Raw genomic sequence first — 14,786 nt, forward strand, 5'->3', positions numbered from 1 at the left:
ATCGCAATTTAATTATGAGTTTGGAGGTGTTGGGAATATATTTTGATCGACTGTGAAAATAAACCAGTAAAATACCACTTTTGGTCATTCCAATTGGAAAACAAATGTTCGGATTGCGGATGTTGCGATGCAGCATCCGTGGCAAGAAAGATGCCCGCGCGAGGCGGGCCAGAACGAGAGAGGAAGGTGCGGGAGCAAGGCGGGGCCTTGCTGTGGAAAACTCGCCGGCTCAAGCCTGCCAGGCGGTCGCGGCCAAGGGCTGCGCGGTTCTGTCCGAGCTTTGCGGCTGGCCGCCTGCCGGGAGCCTGAAGCGGCTGATCGCCGACTGCAGCGCGCCGGCCATCTGCTCCACCTGGCTGGCCGCCTCGGCGGTCTGGGTCGCGGCGGCGCTGGTTTCCTCCGACATCTGCGCCACCTGCTCGACATTGGCGGCGATGCTGGTGCCGGCTTGCTGCTGTTCGTTCAGCGAGATCGAGATGGTGGCCAGCGAAGCCTTGACCCGGTCCACGTTGCCGGAGATGCCGGATACCGCCTCGCGGGCGCGGCCGGCCTGGGCCAGCCCGGTTTCCATCTGATCCACGGTGTGGTGGATGTTGTCCACCACGTGCTGGCTGCAGTCCAGCAAGTCGCGGATGCTGCCGCTGATCTCGGTGGTGGATTGGGCGGTGCGCTCAGACAGCTTGCGCACCTCGTCGGCCACCACCGCGAAGCCGCGGCCCTGTTCGCCGGCGCGGGCGGCCTCGATCGCGGCGTTCAGCGCCAACAGATTGGTCTGCTCGGCCACGTCGCGTATCACCTGGATCACATTGGCGATTTCCTGCGAGCGGCTGCCCATCAGGTCAGCCTGCTGTTGCGAGGAGCGGGCCTGTTCGGCGACGCGTCCTATCGTCTGCAGCGTCTCGTCGATGATGGTTTCGCCCTGGTGCGCCAGCTCGCCGCTGGATACCGAGTCCTTGGCCACGTCGGCGGCGGTGTCGTTGACCGAGCAGATGCTGACCGACAGCTGCTCCACCGACGCCGACATCGACGACGCGGCTCGGGTTTGCTCCTCGGCGCTGGTGGCCACCTGCTCCGACGCGGCGGCGAGCTCGGTCGCGCTGTTGGACAGCCTGAGCGTGATGTCCTGCATATTGCGCACCAGCTGGATCAGCGCGCTTTGCATCCGCGCCATCGAGGCGACGATGCTGTGATGGTCGTCCGGCTTCACCGCCAGTTTTTGATCCAGGTCGCCTTCGGCGATGCGTTCCGCCAGCGCCACCACGTCGCGGGGCTCGCCGCCCAGTTCCGACAGCAGCCCGCGCACGATCACCCAGGCCAGTAGAAAGCCCACCACCACGCCGACGGCGATCAGCGCGATGTTGGCGGCGTGGCTGAAGGCCGCGCGCTGCTGCGATTGGGAGAATTCCTCGGCGGCCACCCGCAGCTGCAGGTCGACCAGCGCGGAGATGCGCTGCGAGACCGGGTCCAGCGCCGGGTACATTTCCCGGTCCACGTAATGCTGCAGCGCGGCCGCGTCGCCGCTCTGCACGATCTGCCGCAGCTTGTCCACGCTGCGGTTGGCGTTGGCCATCGCCGCTTCGGCCTGGTCGGCCAGCCGTTTTTCCTCCGGCGTCAGATAGGTGGCGCGGTAGTCGCCCCATTGTTGCCTGACGTCGAGCTGCGCCTTTTGCAGATTGGCGAGGAAACCGGCGACGGTCTGGCTTTGGTTGCGCAGTTTTTGCGCGTTGTCGACGATGCCGACCGCGTAGCCGTCGCCGACGATCTTCAGCTGTTTCAGGCAGACCACGCGGTCGTTGTAGGTGGTGGCGAAGTCGCCGAGTATGCCTTCCTGGGTGTGCAGGCCGTACCAGCCGACCAGCACGGGAATGGCCAGCAAGGCGCAGACCATGACGGCCAGGCGCTGGGCGATGGTGAGGGTGTTGAACATGGAAGACTCGCTGCTGAGGACGGGGCCGCGCCCCGATACTCTTCGGCGTAGCAGCCGCCGTGAAGGCAGGCAATCTGGATACAGTATTTTAAGTAGTCGCACCTAGTATGGCCCGCCGCAATCGCCGGCTACCTATAAGCCCATGATTCCGTTATAATTCCGCCCCCACCCAACCACGCATCGTACCCATCGATCAGCCCGGAACCGCCATGAGCCTGCTGCCGCACCAAGTCGAACTGCTGTCGCCCGCCAAAACCGCCGAAATCGGCCGCGAAGCCATCCTGCATGGCGCCGACGCGGTGTACATCGGCGGGCCGTCGTTCGGCGCGCGCCACAACGCCTGCAACAGCGTGGAGGACATCGCCGGGCTGACCGCCTTCGCCCACCGCTACCACGCGCGCATCTTCGCCACGCTCAACACCATCCTGCACGACGCCGAGCTGGAAGGCGCGCGCAAGCTGATCTGGCAACTGTACGACGCCGGAGTGGACGCGCTGATCATCCAGGATATGGGCATCCTGCAGATGGACCTGCCGCCTATCCAGCTGCACGCATCCACCCAGTGCGACATCCGAGACGCCGACAAGGCGCGCTTCCTGTCCGACGCCGGCTTCAGCCAGATCGTGCTGGCGCGCGAGCTGACCATCCCGCAGATCCGCAACATCGCCGATCGCGTGGCGGACAGCGCCACCATCGAATACTTCATCCACGGCGCGCTGTGCGTGGCCTTCTCCGGCCAGTGCTACATCAGCCACGCCGACACCGGCCGCAGCGCCAACCGCGGCGACTGCTCGCAGGCCTGCAGACTGCCGTACACCCTGACCGACGAAAAGGGCGGCGTGGTGGCTTTCGACAAGCACCTGCTGTCCATGAAGGACAACAACCAGAGCGCCAACCTGGAGGCGCTGCTGGACGCCGGCGTGCGGTCCTTGAAGATAGAAGGCCGCTACAAGGACGTGTCCTACGTCAAGAACATCACCGCCCATTACCGCCTGCTGCTGGACGAGATCTTCGAGCGCCGTCCGGAACTGGCGCCGGCCGCTAGCGGCAGCAGCGAAATCTACTTCACGCCGGATCCGGACAAGACTTTCCATCGCGGCGCCACCGATTATTTCGCCACCGGCCGCAAGCAGGACATCGGCGCCTTCGATTCGCCGAAGTTCGTCGGCGTCGGCCTGGGCACCGTGCACAAGGTCGGCGACGGCTGGCTGGAAATCGCCACGACTGAACAGATGTCCAACGGCGACGGCATCAACTTCATGAAGAAGCGCGAAGTGGTGGGCATGCAGCTCAACACCGTCAAGCAGGTGGGCAAGGCCGAGGGCGGGCTCTTGGTGTGGCGCTGCGAGCCCAACGACCCGGCGGCGCTGGCTGGCCTCAAGCCAGGCGTCGACATCAGCCGCAACCGCGACCACGCCTGGGAGCTGGCGCTGCTGAAGAAATCGGCCGAGCGCCGCGTCGGCGTCTGGGCCGCGCTGTCGGAAACCGCCGACGGTCTGGAGCTGAGCTACACCGACGCCGACGGCTGCAGCGCCAGCGCCCGCGCCGAGCTGGCGTTGGTACCGGCCAAGGACGCCGCCCGCGCCGAGCAAAGCCTGCGCGACGCCGCCGCCAAGCTGGGCAACACCATGTTCCAGGCGCACGACGTGTCGCTGAGCCTGTCCCAGCCGTGGTTCGTGCCGGCCTCGGTGATCAACGGCCTGCGCCGCGACGCCGTGGAAAAACTGGAAGCCGCGCGCGCCGCCGCCTGGGTCCGCCCCGAGCGCAAGGCCGCCGTCGAGCCGCCGCCGATCTTCCCGCAGAAGGAGCTCAGCTATCTGGCCAACGTCTACAACGCGCTGGCCTGGGACTTCTACAAGCGGCACGGCGTGGAAGTGATAGCGCCGGCCTATGAGGCGCACCAGGAAGAAGGCGAGGTCAGCCTGATGATCACCAAGCACTGCCTGCGCTTCTCCTACAATCTGTGCCCGAAGCAGGCCAAGGGGGTGAAGGGCGTGATGGGCCAGGTGCGCGCCGATCCGATGATCCTGAAGTCCGGCGACGAGACCTACACGCTGAAGTTCGAATGCCGGCCTTGCGAGATGCACGTGATGGGCAAGATGAAGAAGCACATTCTCAAATCCCCGCCGCCGAGCGAGATTCCGGCTTCGGCGCCGATGACTTTCTTCAGGCAGCGGCCGTAGAGCTGCTGTGGTGGCATTAATTTAATCCAGTATTATGAAGGCAAGCTTGTATAGCTTGCCTTTTTTTTGTCAATTTTCTATTGGATAAAGGTTTGATATGGAAAAGAGGGCTTGGTTAAGTAAGGAGGTTTTTGACTGGTATGTCAGTTATGAAGGGGGGCGCCTCATTCCAGAGGGAGATTTTGTACGAGCTTATGAAATTTGGAGTCATGCCGAAAGAATATTATTGAGTAGTAGTGATGAGTTTCACAGGGCTGATTCAATATTGGCGCTTAAGCGATGCTTAAATCAAAGACTTAAATTTATAGAGCAAATTTATAATCTTAGACAGATTGCATTGCCAAATTCTCCAAGGGGGTATTTGGAATACTTGGAAACATTTAATGTTGTTAGGCCGTTGATGTTGAAAAAGCTATTGGAAGTCAGGAATGATATTGAGCACAATGATGCTGAGCCACCTGGTATAGAAAGGTGTTTAGAACTATTGGATATGTGTTGGTATTTTTTGAAATCAACAGATGGTTTCTTAAGATGTCGCAGGGATAATATTTTATACAACAGAGTGGATGAAAATGGAGAAGAAAGCCATTATGGCTTTGGAGTTAAGATTATTTATGATTTAAACCATAAGATCGAGATGTCAGGATGGTTTCCAAGTGAACTTATTCATATGACTGAAAGCAGTAATGGAGTTGGTATTATTATTGATGTTATGCATACAAAAGAGGAAAAGTGCGTGAATGATTTTTATCACAAAGAAAAATTAGCAGATGATGTGTGGATTGTTGGCTGTTTGGATTGTGATGCGAAAGTTAGATTCAATATCATAAAGGATGCTTTGAATGCAAATGACTAATATATTTATAAGGTTAGTAGTTGTTTTGTATGAAGCTATTTAAATGCAGGTGCAGGCCAATGGGCGAGCTTATTTCTTTTGTGTAGCTAAAAGACAAGAAAAAGAGAGACTCAGCAGCACTGCACAATTCGGTCTCCCAAACCACTGTAAGGAGTGACTATAACTTTGCTCAAGCAGACGCGGTTTGAACTTGGGTGATTGACGTTGCGTTGGCGATGATGGCTCTGCAATCATGAGCCATTGAACGCAACCGGAGGCCTGACGCATGCAAACGTATCGATTCAACGTCTACGGCCATATCGTGGTGGCGGAGCGGCATGGCTCCGGCTGGCGGGCCTTTTTGCCCGACAACGACGGCAAGCGCCGGCCCGCCGATTTCGTCATTCCGGACTGGGTGACGGAAGACGGCCTGGCCCAGTATCTGGAAGACCTGTTTCACGAGAACGCGACGCCGCGCAACGGCGATGTGACGCCGCTGGATTGAAAAGCGGCTGCGGGCGCGAAGCCGCATGCGTTGGCTTTGCCATGCTGGATTGATCGCAATAGGGAGAAACGATGATCTATCCGATGTTCGCTTTGGTGCTGCTGACCATTTTCGTCGGCGTCCGCCTCGGCGCCGCCCGCTTCGCCAATGCCCGCTCGGGGAAGGTGAAGGGCAGCTATTACCGGCTGATGCAGGGCGACGCGCCGCCGGACGGCGAATTGAAGCTGGCGCGCAATTTCTCCAATCTGTTCGAGACGCCGGTGCTGTTCCACGTGTTCGGCGCCATCGTCATCGCCAAGAACCTGGCCGCGCCGCTGCCCCTGGCGCTGGCCTGGAGCTATGTCGCGCTGCGCGCGGTCCACACCGCCATCCATCTTTCCTACAACCATCCGATCCACCGCTTCCTGGCCTTCCTGGCGTCCAACATCCTGCTGCTGGCGATGTGGGTCTGGCTGGCGGTGGTGCTGTAAGCCGGCGGCGGGGCGCGATGCCTGGCGCTATTGCCCGGCGATAGCGATGATCTGCTCCTCCAGCCAGTCCAGACCGGGGTCGCCGCCACTGGCGGCGTGGCGAATCAGCGAGACGGTGAACGGCGGGATGTCGATCGGCGGCGGGCTGACGCGCAAGCCGTGGGCCTCGGCCCACTCTTCCGCCAGCGCTGCCGGCACGGTGGCCAGCAAGGGCAGGGCTTTCAGCAACGGCGGCAGCGAGGCGAAGCGGGCGGTGGTGTGGCTGACGACGCGGGACAGACCCTTTTCGGCCAGCATCCGGTCGACGATGCCTTGGCGCGCGCCGCGGTAGCTGACCAGCGCGTGCTCGCGCGCGAGGTAGTCGTCCAGCGTCAGCGGCGACGGCAGCGGCAGCCGTTCAGGGTGGTAGACGACGGCGAAGCCCATCGAGCGCAGCGGCCTGGTGTGTTGCCAGGCCGGGCCGGGCGCGAACACCGACACCCCCAGCTCCATCCGGCCCTGCTCCAGCATCGCGCTGCCGCTGAACGGGTCGACGGCTTCCAGCGCGACGCTCAGGCCGGGCGCCAGCGCGCGCAGCCGGGGCAATAGCTTAGGCGCCAGCCAGATCTCCACCCAGTCGCTCATGCCCAGCGAGAACGCGCGCGCGGAACAGGCCGGCTCGAACGCGGGCTCGGCGAACAGCAGCGTCTGCAGCTGTTCCAGCAAGGGGGTCAGTTGGCCTTGCAAGGCCAGCGCCCGGGCGGTGGGCGCCATGCCTTGCGGCACCCGCACCAGCAATTCGTCGTCGAACAGCTCGCGCAGCCGGCCCAGCGCGCCGCTGACCGCCGGCTGGCCCAAGTGCAGGCAGGCGGCGGCGCGCGACACGCTGCGCTCGCGCAGCAGCACGGCGAGCGTGACCAGCAGGTTCAGGTCCACGCCGCGGAAATCTTTTTCCCTGATAGTCATCATCATTCCAATCGATTTGAATGTCATGGACGGCCGCTTCATCATCGGGGCACTTGAACGCCACGCCCGGAAAGGACCACCCCATGCGCATCATCTCCGCACCATACCATGCCGCCGCCCGCGCCATCCGTCTGCTGCCCCTGGCCATCGCCCTGGCGGGCGCCGCCGCCGCGCCGACGCATGCCGCCGAGCTGTCCCCGCCGCCGCAGGCGCGCGTCCAGGCCCCGGGTTTCTACCGGATGATGCTGGGCGCTTTCGAAGTGACCGCGCTGTCGGACGGCACGGTGACCATTCCGCTGGACCAACTGCTGCGCAACCCGCAGGCGGATACCGCGCGCCGCTTGGCGCAGGCTCACCTCGGCACGCAGGTTGAAACCTCGATCAACGCCTTCCTGATCCACACTGGCAGCCATCTGGTTCTGGTGGACACCGGGGCCGGCGACCTGTTCGGCCAGGCCGGCGGCAAGCTGCTGGACAGCATCCGCGCGGCCGGCTACCAGCCGGAGGACATCGACACGGTTTTGCTCACCCACATCCACGCCGATCATTCCGGCGGCCTGACGCGCCAGGGCAAGCGGATGTTCCCCGCCGCCGACATCCGGGTGGACCAGCGGGACGTGGATTTCTGGCTGAATCCGGCCAATGCCGGCAAGGTAGCCAAGGAGGAGCGCCATGCCTTCGCCGACTCCGAGGCGGCGCTGCGGCCCTATATCGAAGCCGGCAGGTTGAAGCCGTTCGTCGGCGAGACGGAGTTGCTGCCCGGCATCCGCGCGGCATCGGGCGCCGGGCATACCCCGGGGCACACGCTGTACCTGGTGGAAAGCGAAGGCAGGAAGCTGGTGCTGTGGGGCGATCTGATCCACGCGCAGGACGTGCAGTTCGCCAAGCCCGGCGTGACCATACGCTTCGACGTGGACGCCGCCGCCGCCGCCAAGCAGCGGCTGGCGCGGATGGACGAGGCGGCGGGCCAGGGCTGGCTGGTGGGCGCCGCCCACATCCGCTTCCCAGGCCTGGGCTATGTCAGCCGCGACGGCGCCGGCTACGCCTGGCAGCCTGTCCCTTACAGCCTGGCAGGCCTGAAGTCGGCGGCCGCGCCGGCGCGCTAGCCTTATTTCAGATCAATGACGAGGGACGGGAGCGGCCGCACAATGCGCATATGTCATCCTCCGTCCCCGGCACCGCCAAGAAGTTTCCCCTCCATCCCCGCCACCCCGAGCGCATCTGCTGGGGCTGCGACAAGTACTGTCCGGCCGCGGACATGGCCTGCGGCAACGGCAGCAGCCGCACCCAGCACCCGGCGGAGATCTTCGGCGACGGCTGGTTCGAACCGGAGGACGGCGCGGATAGGGAAGCGTAGGCGCGGCGAATTCGCGCCGGCAATGAAAAACGGGACGCTCGGCGTCCCGTTTCTTTTGCGGCTTCGCGCTTAGCAGCGGCCTTTTTTCGCCTGTCCCGGCGGGCAGAAATTGCCGCGGTCGTGATGGTGGCGATGATGGCGGTGCTTGCGGTAGCTGCGATCTTCTTCGCGCGGTTCCGGCTTGCGGCCGTAATCGTGGCCGATGGCCGCGCCCGCGCCGCCGCCGACCGCGCCGCCGATGATGGCGCCGTTGCGGCCGCCGACAGCCTCGCCCACCGCCGCGCCCGCGGCGCCGCCCAGCGCGCCGCCGACGATGGTGGAGGTGTCCGCCTGGGCGGTGGCGGCCAATCCGGCCAAACTCAGCGAAATGATGACAAATGCGCGCTTCATGCGGCTATCTCCAGTAAAAAACAGATGGACGCAGCATACTGGTTTGCGTGGCGGCCAACTGTATCAGATTGTTAGCGAATGTAATGCTTGCGTTGGCTGTCCGGCCGCCCGCCGCATCGCGTTGACGCGGCGGCGCGCGCTGCCGAGAATGGGGTTCTTACCTTTCCCGGGAGGGCTGCGATGGCCGATCTGGCTACCTTGTGCCCCGGCGCGGCATGGCCGGACTACCAGGGCGGCGGGCTGCTCAACCTGATGCAGACGCTGAGCCTGGAACTGGGCGGACCCGACCTGGGCCACGCGCCGCTGACATCCGGCGCGCTGGCCGGCATCGGCAACCATCGCCATGTCTGCCTGATCCTGATCGACGGCCTGGGCGACGCCCAGCTGCGGCGGCTGGGTCCGGACAGCCGGCTGCGCGCGCTGCAGCGCGCGACGATCAGCAGCGTGTTTCCGCCGACCACGGCCGCGGCCGTCACCACGGTGCTGACCGGCCGCTCCCCGGCGGAACATGGGCTGATCGGCTGGCACCTGTTGCACGGCGAGGAAATCATCGCGCCCTTGCCGCTGTACGCCCGCCATCCGGCCGACGCCGGCGGACAGGAACAGCATCGCGCGGACACCTTGTACCGCGCGCGACCGATGTTCGACCGGCTGGCGCGGCCGGCGTTCCTTTACCTGCCGGATTTCATCGCTTATTCCCCGTGCAGCCGCCACCACGCCGGCCATGCGGAGCGCGTCGCCTATCGCGGGCTGGCCGACGGCTTCGCCCGGCTGGCGCGGCGGCTGGCGGATCCGCAGCCGGCCTTCCATTACCTGTACCTGCCGCAGCTGGACACGCTGATGCATGAACAGGGACCGGATTGCGACGCGGCGCGCGCGCTGCTGGCGGAAATCGACGCCGCATTCGCCGCCTTGCTGGACGAGGCCGGCCAGTGCGACGCCGCGGTGGCGGCCATCGCCGATCACGGCTTCGTCGCCGCGCCGGACGCTCAATGGCTGGACGTGGACGCCGATCCGGAGCTGTATGGCCTGCTGGCGCGGCCGCTGTCAGGCGAGACGCGGCTGGCCTACTGCCACGCGAAGCCGGGCAGCGCCGCGCGTTTCATCGAGCTGGCGCGGCAACGCCTGGGCCACGCCTGTTGGGTGGTGGAGGGCAGCGAGCTGCGGACTTCCGGCGTGTTTGGGCCGGGGCCGGCGCATCCGGACCTGGCGCGCCGCTGCGGCGACGCGGTGCTGATCGCCAAGTCGGGCTGGAACCTGCGCGACACGCTGCCGGGCGAGAAGACGTTGCGCCTCGCCGGCGTCCATGCCGGCGTCCACCCGGACGAGCAGGCGATTCCGCTGATCGTCTACCGGGGTTGAGCGGCACATTTTCGCAAGCGTAGGCGGGCGGGCCGCCGCAGAATGGCCGCAATGTTTTCCGGACATCGCCGATGCAGACCCAACTACGCAGGCCCGCTCCAGGGCTTGAACCCTGGATACACAGTTTTCGCCGCTATCGTTTCGAGCCATCCGATCCCCAGGTTTTGACGCTGTTGCCCGGCACCGGCGCGGAATTGTGGCTGGGCGAGGACGGCGCGGCCGGCTTGCTGTGCTTTCGCAGGCGCATCCAGCGGATCGCGCGCCCGGCGCTGCCGGTCTTCGCCGTACGCTTCCGCGCTGGCGCCTTGCCGCAGCTTTGCTCGCTTCCGCTGTCGCTGCTGGTGGACCGCGTCACGCCGCCCGCGCGCGCGTGGCCAGAGGCGGGCGGCTTGTGGGCGCGCATGGCGCGGGCGGATTTCGATGCGCAATGCGAGATGGCTGGCCGTTTCCTGCGCGGACGGCTGCGGCCGGAGCCCGAGCTGGAGCGGATGCGGCATCTGGCGCGGCAGATATTCGCCGACAGCGCCGTTTTCGCGCTGGGCGAATACGCGGTGGAGAAGGGCGTGGACCGTTGCGGCTTGTCCCGCCGCTTCCATGCCAGCCAGGGCGTGAGCGCCAAGCTCTATCACCGGCTGTGCCGGTTCGAGAAATTCCTGCGCGACGCGGCGTTCCAGCCGCGGCCGGCCTTGGCCGGGCTGGCCTGCGAGCATGGCTATTGCGACCAGTCCCATCTGCATCGCGACGCGCTGGCCTTCGCTGGACAGCCGCCGGCGCGTTTGCTGCGCGATCCGGCGCTGTCCTTGTTCTATTCCCCGTTGGCCGGCGCTCAGGCCAGTTCGTCGCCGGAGCGATGGCCGAGCAAGGGGTGAGGATCGAAGCGCACCGCGCCGACGGCGGCCAGCTTGCCGACCGCGGCGGCGACGATGGCGACGCCCTGATGGCCGAAGCCGCCGCATAGCTCGATGGCGGCGCAGCCTTGTTCAGCCAGTTCGCGGGCGACTTCGCCGGCCTGGCGGTAGCTGGAGACGGCGAGGGTGAGGACCTCCACTTCCGGCGTAGCGGTCGTGGATCGATGGCGTTGAGGGTCGCCATGCGGGGCGATGAAGATAAAGGCGGCTTTCAGGGCCATGGCGGTTTCCTTCTCTGTGCGTGAAAACCTGAGCTTAAGCGGCGCCTCGCCCTGGCATCTTGGAAAAACGTGCGGCCGCCGGCATGGATATTTCAATGGAATAATGCCGGTGCTATGCTGTTTTGTTTGGGGAGGCGGCATGAGGCACAGGATCGTAGCTGCCGCGATCCTCAGACATGAAAGTAGGATTCTTCCATTGCTGGCTGGGTATCTACGATTTCGAGGTGGCGCCGGCCTGCGGAGGATGGCGTTCAATTGAAATGGGAGAAATCAAGCAGATGGCTTTGACTGCATTGAATCCAGACACGGTGTTTGACAGCCTGCAATATGGCTTCAGCCAAGCTGTGGCGGTGCCGGCGATGGCGCGGCGCCTGTTGTTGTCTGGCCAGGTAGGCGTGGATCGCGAAGAGAACACGGTAGCGCCGGATCTGGCGGGACAGACCGAGCAGGCGCTGGATAATATCGAGCGGGTATTGGCGGCGGCGGGTGGCCGGATGGATCAGGTGGCGATGCTGCGCATCTATATCGCCGAATCTGCCCGGCACGAACAGCAGGTTATCGCTGATGCGTTGCGCGCTCGTTTTCCCCGCAATCCGCCCGCCAGTTCATGGATTCTGGTCAGCGGCTTGTCGTTGCCGGAATGGTTGATAGAAATCGAAGCCGAGGCGGTTTTGCCTGGCTGATGCCGTGGAGGGCGCGATGTTTCCCCTGATTGTGACCTTGGAAGCGAAAACAGAGGCCGATGTGCCGGCCATCGCCGCCGCGCTGGCGCGGATGCGGCCGCGGTGCCTGGCCGAGCCCGGCTGCCTGCTGTGGGAGGCCTACCATTCCGAGGCCGATCCCAAGGTGTTCGTGCTGGTCGAGCATTGGCAAAGCCGCGCGCATTGGGAGGCGCATGGCAAGCTGGACGCGATCCAGACCATTTATTTGCCCGAGGTGCTGCCGCGCGCGCGCCGCGCCGCGCATCCGTCGGTTCGGCTGGGCGGTTGAAACCGCATTTGAGGGAGCATGCAGATGCTGGACAAGTCATGCGCCGAAGAACTGGCGCGGGAATGGATAGACGCCTGGAACAGCCATGACCTGGCGCGCATCCTGGCGCATTACCGCGACGATTTCGAAATGAGCTCGCCCTATATCGCCGAGCTGGCCGGCGAGCCGTCCGGCCGGCTGCAAGGCAAGCCGGCGGTGGCCGCCTACTGGGCCGAGGCGCTGCGGCGGCTGCCCGACCTGCGTTTCGAGCATCTGGCCACGCTGACCGGCGCGGATTCGCTGACGATACATTACCGCGGCGCGCGCGGCCTGGCGGCCGAGGTGCTGTGGCTGGACGAGGCCGGCAAAATCCGGCGGGCGGCGGCGCATTACCAATGACGGAGCGCTTGCCCAACCGGGTGTTGATCGTCGGCGGCAGCGGCGCCGGCAAGAGCACGCTGGCGACCCGCTTGGCCGCAGTCTCCGGCGTGCCGCTGGCGGAGCTGGACGCCTGGTTCTGGGGGCCGGGCTGGACGCGGCGCGAAGCGTTTTCCGCCGAGGTGGCGGCGCTGGCGGCGCAGCCGCGCTGGGTGGCGGAAGGCAGCTACGCGTCCGCGCTGCGGACGCTGCTGCCGCGGGCGGAGCTGGTGGTCTGGCTGGACTACCCGCGGCCTTTGCAGGCCTGGCGCATCGTACGGCGCAGCCTGCGGCGGGCCTGGCAGCGGGAGACGCTGGCGCACGGCAACCGCGAAACCTTGCGCGGCGCGCTGTTCTCGCGCGATTCGCTGCTGCTGTGGATGTGGCGGGGCCATGGCAAGCGCCGCGCCGAGCTGTCCGCCCTGCGCGCCGCCTGTCCGGCGTCGTGGCAAGTCTTTCGCGCCCCGGCGCAAACCGCGCGCTGGCTGAACGGGCTTATCTTGCCGGAAGGCGATGGGCGGCATGATTGAGTCCGTCCTGCTGCTGGTCAGCGGCTTGCCCGGCAGCGGCAAGAGCACGCTGGCGCGCGGCATGGCCGAGGCTTTGGCTTGGCCATGCCTGGATAAAGATGATTTTCTTGAAGCGCTGTTCGACGCGCGCGGCATTGGCGATGCGGCCTGGCGCAGGGCCTTGAGCCGCGAGGCCGACTCGCGTTTTCTGGCGGCGCTGCAGGCCGCGCCGCGCGCCGTGGCCTGTTCCTGGTGGCGGCATCCGCGGGGAGAGGGCGGCTCAGGCACGCCGATAGGGGGCTTGGCGCGGCCTGGACGCTTGGTGCTGGAGCTGCACTGCCGCTGTCCCGCCGAATTGGCCGCCGCGCGTTTCGCCCGCCGCGTCCGCCACCCCGGCCATCTGGATGCGCAGCGCGATCCCGGGGCCTTGTCGCTGCAGTTGCGCCGCGCCGAGCGTTTAGGCCCTCTGGGCCTGGGGCAATGCCTGATTCTGGATGCCTCGGTCCAGACCGACTTGAGCGGGGCGCTGGCGTGGACGCGTGATGCGCTTGCCGCCGGCGCGCTTGCCGATCCGCCGCGGCATCCGTAGAATGCGCGCTTTCCCGCAATGGGAAAGTTTCGCGTATTCAATGTGTTAAGGATGAGCCGTGGCCGACATCAACCGCCTGGAAACCTGGATCAAGTACAAGAACGGCCTGTGCGACGACTGCATGGCGTCCTGTTGCACGATGCCGGTGGAGGTGAAGTTGCCCGACCTGGTGCGCATCGGCGTGATCGACGAGTTCGAGCTGGAAGAGCCGATCAAGGGCATCGCCAAGCGGCTGGAGAAGCAGCGCGTGATCCAGCATTTCAACTTCAAGAACAGCCTGTTCACGCTGGCGCAGCGGGCCAATGGCGACTGCCTGTACCTGGACGCGCAAACGCGGCGCTGCACCATCTACGAGCGCCGTCCCAACACGTGCCGCAACCATCCCAAGGTCGGTCCCAAGCCCAATTTCTGCGCCTATACCCGCGATAGCCGTCCGCGTTTGAAATAATTCATTTATCATTGTCGGCCCGTTGGCCCTTCCTGAAACCGGCATGTCCAGAGCGATGATGCGCCGTCACGGCAGACGCATGCGGATGCTAGGCATCGACAACGCATCGTCTGCGCGGGCGATATCGGCAACCGCGCGGCCTGCGAGGCCGCGTTCCACGTGGAACGTCGGATGCCGGCCGGCATCCGCTTTTTCATCTTGAAGGATGGAGAAATCCGGCGGCCGCGGGATTGCCATCTGTCGAAACGCGCGGCGGCGGCAGGGCATTATTGAGGAACATGGCGATGCAGACGATTTTTCCCTTGCTGGCTTTCCTGGTCGGCGTGGTGGTGCCGCTGCAGGCGGCGGTCAACAACCAGTTGCGCCTGTTGCTGGGCAACAGCACGCTGCTGGCGGCGCTGGTATCGTTCGGCACCGGCTGCCTGACGTTGGCGCTGCTGTCGTTGGCGACTGGCCAGCGCTGGCAAAATTTGGCGGCGCTGGCCCGCGTCGAATGGTGGATGTTGCTGGGCGGGGTGCTGGGCGCGGGTTTCGTGTTCGGCACCACCTTGCTGGCGCCGCGGCTAGGCGTGGCGACCATGGTTTCGCTGATCATCGCCGGCCAGGTGTTCACCTCGCTGTGCTTCGACCGTTTTGGCTGGCTGATGATGCCCTTGCGCGAGTTGAGCGCGGCCAGGCTGGCCGGCGCGGCGCTGGTGGTGGCGGGCGTGCTGCTGGTGAATTTCGGCGACCGCTGGTTCGGGCGCTGAAA

General features: G+C 64.9%; 19 protein-coding genes. 15 read left to right on the plus strand and 4 right to left on the minus strand.

Annotated elements, in window-relative coordinates; genetic code table 11:
- Positions 1-229: 229 nt before the first annotated feature.
- Positions 230-1,927: a methyl-accepting chemotaxis protein gene (locus CV_RS01240; RefSeq protein WP_011133820.1), complete on the minus strand. Its 1,698-nt coding sequence runs from the start codon at positions 1,925-1,927 to the stop codon at positions 230-232.
- A gap of 209 nt (positions 1,928-2,136) precedes the next feature.
- On the opposite strand from CV_RS01240, the gene CV_RS01245 reads away from it, so the two are divergent.
- The 4 genes from CV_RS01245 to CV_RS01255 all read left to right on the plus strand — a co-directional run bounded on the left by CV_RS01245 (position 2,137) and on the right by CV_RS01255 (position 5,920).
- Positions 2,137-4,110: a peptidase U32 family protein gene (locus CV_RS01245; RefSeq protein WP_011133821.1), complete on the plus strand. Its 1,974-nt coding sequence runs from the start codon at positions 2,137-2,139 to the stop codon at positions 4,108-4,110.
- A gap of 97 nt (positions 4,111-4,207) precedes the next feature.
- Positions 4,208-4,966, plus strand: coding sequence for a hypothetical protein (locus tag CV_RS23270; RefSeq protein ID WP_011133822.1), 759 nt, complete (start codon positions 4,208-4,210; stop codon positions 4,964-4,966).
- 265 nt (positions 4,967-5,231) lie between these two features.
- Positions 5,232-5,450, plus strand: a complete 219-nt coding sequence (locus tag CV_RS01250; RefSeq protein ID WP_011133823.1) for a DUF7661 family protein — start codon at positions 5,232-5,234, stop codon at positions 5,448-5,450.
- Positions 5,451-5,521: 71 nt separating this feature from the next.
- On the plus strand, positions 5,522-5,920 hold the full coding sequence (locus CV_RS01255; RefSeq protein WP_011133824.1) for an MAPEG family protein: 399 nt from the start codon (positions 5,522-5,524) through the stop codon (positions 5,918-5,920).
- A 27-nt stretch (positions 5,921-5,947) separates the two neighbouring features.
- Here CV_RS01255 and CV_RS01260 read toward each other — a convergent pair whose 3' ends face one another.
- Positions 5,948-6,865 (minus strand): LysR family transcriptional regulator, encoded by a 918-nt coding sequence (locus CV_RS01260; protein WP_043597055.1) that lies wholly within the window; start codon positions 6,863-6,865, stop codon positions 5,948-5,950.
- A gap of 83 nt (positions 6,866-6,948) precedes the next feature.
- Here CV_RS01260 and CV_RS01265 point away from each other — a divergent pair, with 83 nt between their 5' ends.
- Both CV_RS01265 and CV_RS01270 read left to right on the plus strand, forming a co-directional pair.
- Entirely contained in the window at positions 6,949-7,971 is a 1,023-nt protein-coding gene (locus CV_RS01265; RefSeq protein ID WP_011133826.1) for an MBL fold metallo-hydrolase, read from the plus strand.
- Positions 7,972-8,021: 50 nt separating this feature from the next.
- On the plus strand, positions 8,022-8,222 hold the full coding sequence (locus tag CV_RS01270) for a DUF3079 domain-containing protein (protein WP_043595237.1): 201 nt from the start codon (positions 8,022-8,024) through the stop codon (positions 8,220-8,222).
- Positions 8,223-8,291: 69 nt separating this feature from the next.
- Here CV_RS01270 and CV_RS01275 read toward each other — a convergent pair whose 3' ends face one another.
- Complete coding sequence (locus tag CV_RS01275) at positions 8,292-8,612, minus strand: glycine zipper domain-containing protein (protein ID WP_011133827.1); 321 nt, start codon at positions 8,610-8,612, stop codon at positions 8,292-8,294.
- 180 nt (positions 8,613-8,792) lie between these two features.
- Between CV_RS01275 and CV_RS01280 the strand changes: the two genes are divergently transcribed.
- Together CV_RS01280 and CV_RS01285 are read left to right on the plus strand one after the other, a co-directional pair.
- A complete protein-coding gene (locus CV_RS01280; RefSeq protein ID WP_011133828.1) occupies positions 8,793-9,974 on the plus strand; it encodes an alkaline phosphatase family protein in 1,182 nt (393 codons plus the stop codon).
- A 71-nt stretch (positions 9,975-10,045) separates the two neighbouring features.
- Positions 10,046-10,843: a helix-turn-helix domain-containing protein gene (locus tag CV_RS01285; protein ID WP_011133829.1), complete on the plus strand. Its 798-nt coding sequence runs from the start codon at positions 10,046-10,048 to the stop codon at positions 10,841-10,843.
- Here CV_RS01285 and CV_RS01290 read toward each other — a convergent pair.
- Entirely contained in the window at positions 10,801-11,103 is a 303-nt protein-coding gene (locus CV_RS01290; RefSeq protein ID WP_043595242.1) for a DUF6506 family protein, read from the minus strand. The genes CV_RS01285 and CV_RS01290 overlap by 43 nt on opposite strands.
- A gap of 176 nt (positions 11,104-11,279) precedes the next feature.
- Between CV_RS01290 and CV_RS01295 the strand changes: the two genes are divergently transcribed.
- The 7 genes from CV_RS01295 (at position 11,280) to CV_RS01325 (ending at position 14,784) form a co-directional block, all read left to right on the plus strand.
- Positions 11,280-11,786 (plus strand): RidA family protein, encoded by a 507-nt coding sequence (locus tag CV_RS01295; RefSeq protein ID WP_011133830.1) that lies wholly within the window; start codon positions 11,280-11,282, stop codon positions 11,784-11,786.
- Positions 11,787-11,802: 16 nt separating this feature from the next.
- Positions 11,803-12,093, plus strand: a complete 291-nt coding sequence (locus CV_RS01300; protein WP_011133831.1) for a putative quinol monooxygenase — start codon at positions 11,803-11,805, stop codon at positions 12,091-12,093.
- Between the two features lie 24 nt (positions 12,094-12,117).
- Positions 12,118-12,471, plus strand: coding sequence for a nuclear transport factor 2 family protein (locus tag CV_RS01305; RefSeq protein ID WP_011133832.1), 354 nt, complete (start codon positions 12,118-12,120; stop codon positions 12,469-12,471).
- The gene (locus tag CV_RS23275) at positions 12,468-13,019 is read left to right on the plus strand and encodes a hypothetical protein (RefSeq protein ID WP_011133833.1); all 552 of its coding nucleotides are present in this window, start codon (positions 12,468-12,470) and stop codon (positions 13,017-13,019) included. Before CV_RS01305 ends, CV_RS23275 begins: the two co-directional genes overlap by 4 nt.
- Positions 13,012-13,587 (plus strand): AAA family ATPase, encoded by a 576-nt coding sequence (locus tag CV_RS01315; protein WP_011133834.1) that lies wholly within the window; start codon positions 13,012-13,014, stop codon positions 13,585-13,587. Before CV_RS23275 ends, CV_RS01315 begins: the two co-directional genes overlap by 8 nt.
- 58 nt (positions 13,588-13,645) lie before the next feature.
- Positions 13,646-14,035 (plus strand): YkgJ family cysteine cluster protein, encoded by a 390-nt coding sequence (locus tag CV_RS01320; protein ID WP_011133835.1) that lies wholly within the window; start codon positions 13,646-13,648, stop codon positions 14,033-14,035.
- Positions 14,036-14,319: 284 nt separating this feature from the next.
- A complete protein-coding gene (locus tag CV_RS01325; protein WP_043595244.1) occupies positions 14,320-14,784 on the plus strand; it encodes a DMT family transporter in 465 nt (154 codons plus the stop codon).
- Positions 14,785-14,786 lie beyond the last annotated feature (2 nt).

The sequence above is a fragment of the Chromobacterium violaceum ATCC 12472 genome, from assembly GCF_000007705.1.
GTDB lineage: Bacteria > Pseudomonadota > Gammaproteobacteria > Burkholderiales > Chromobacteriaceae > Chromobacterium > Chromobacterium violaceum.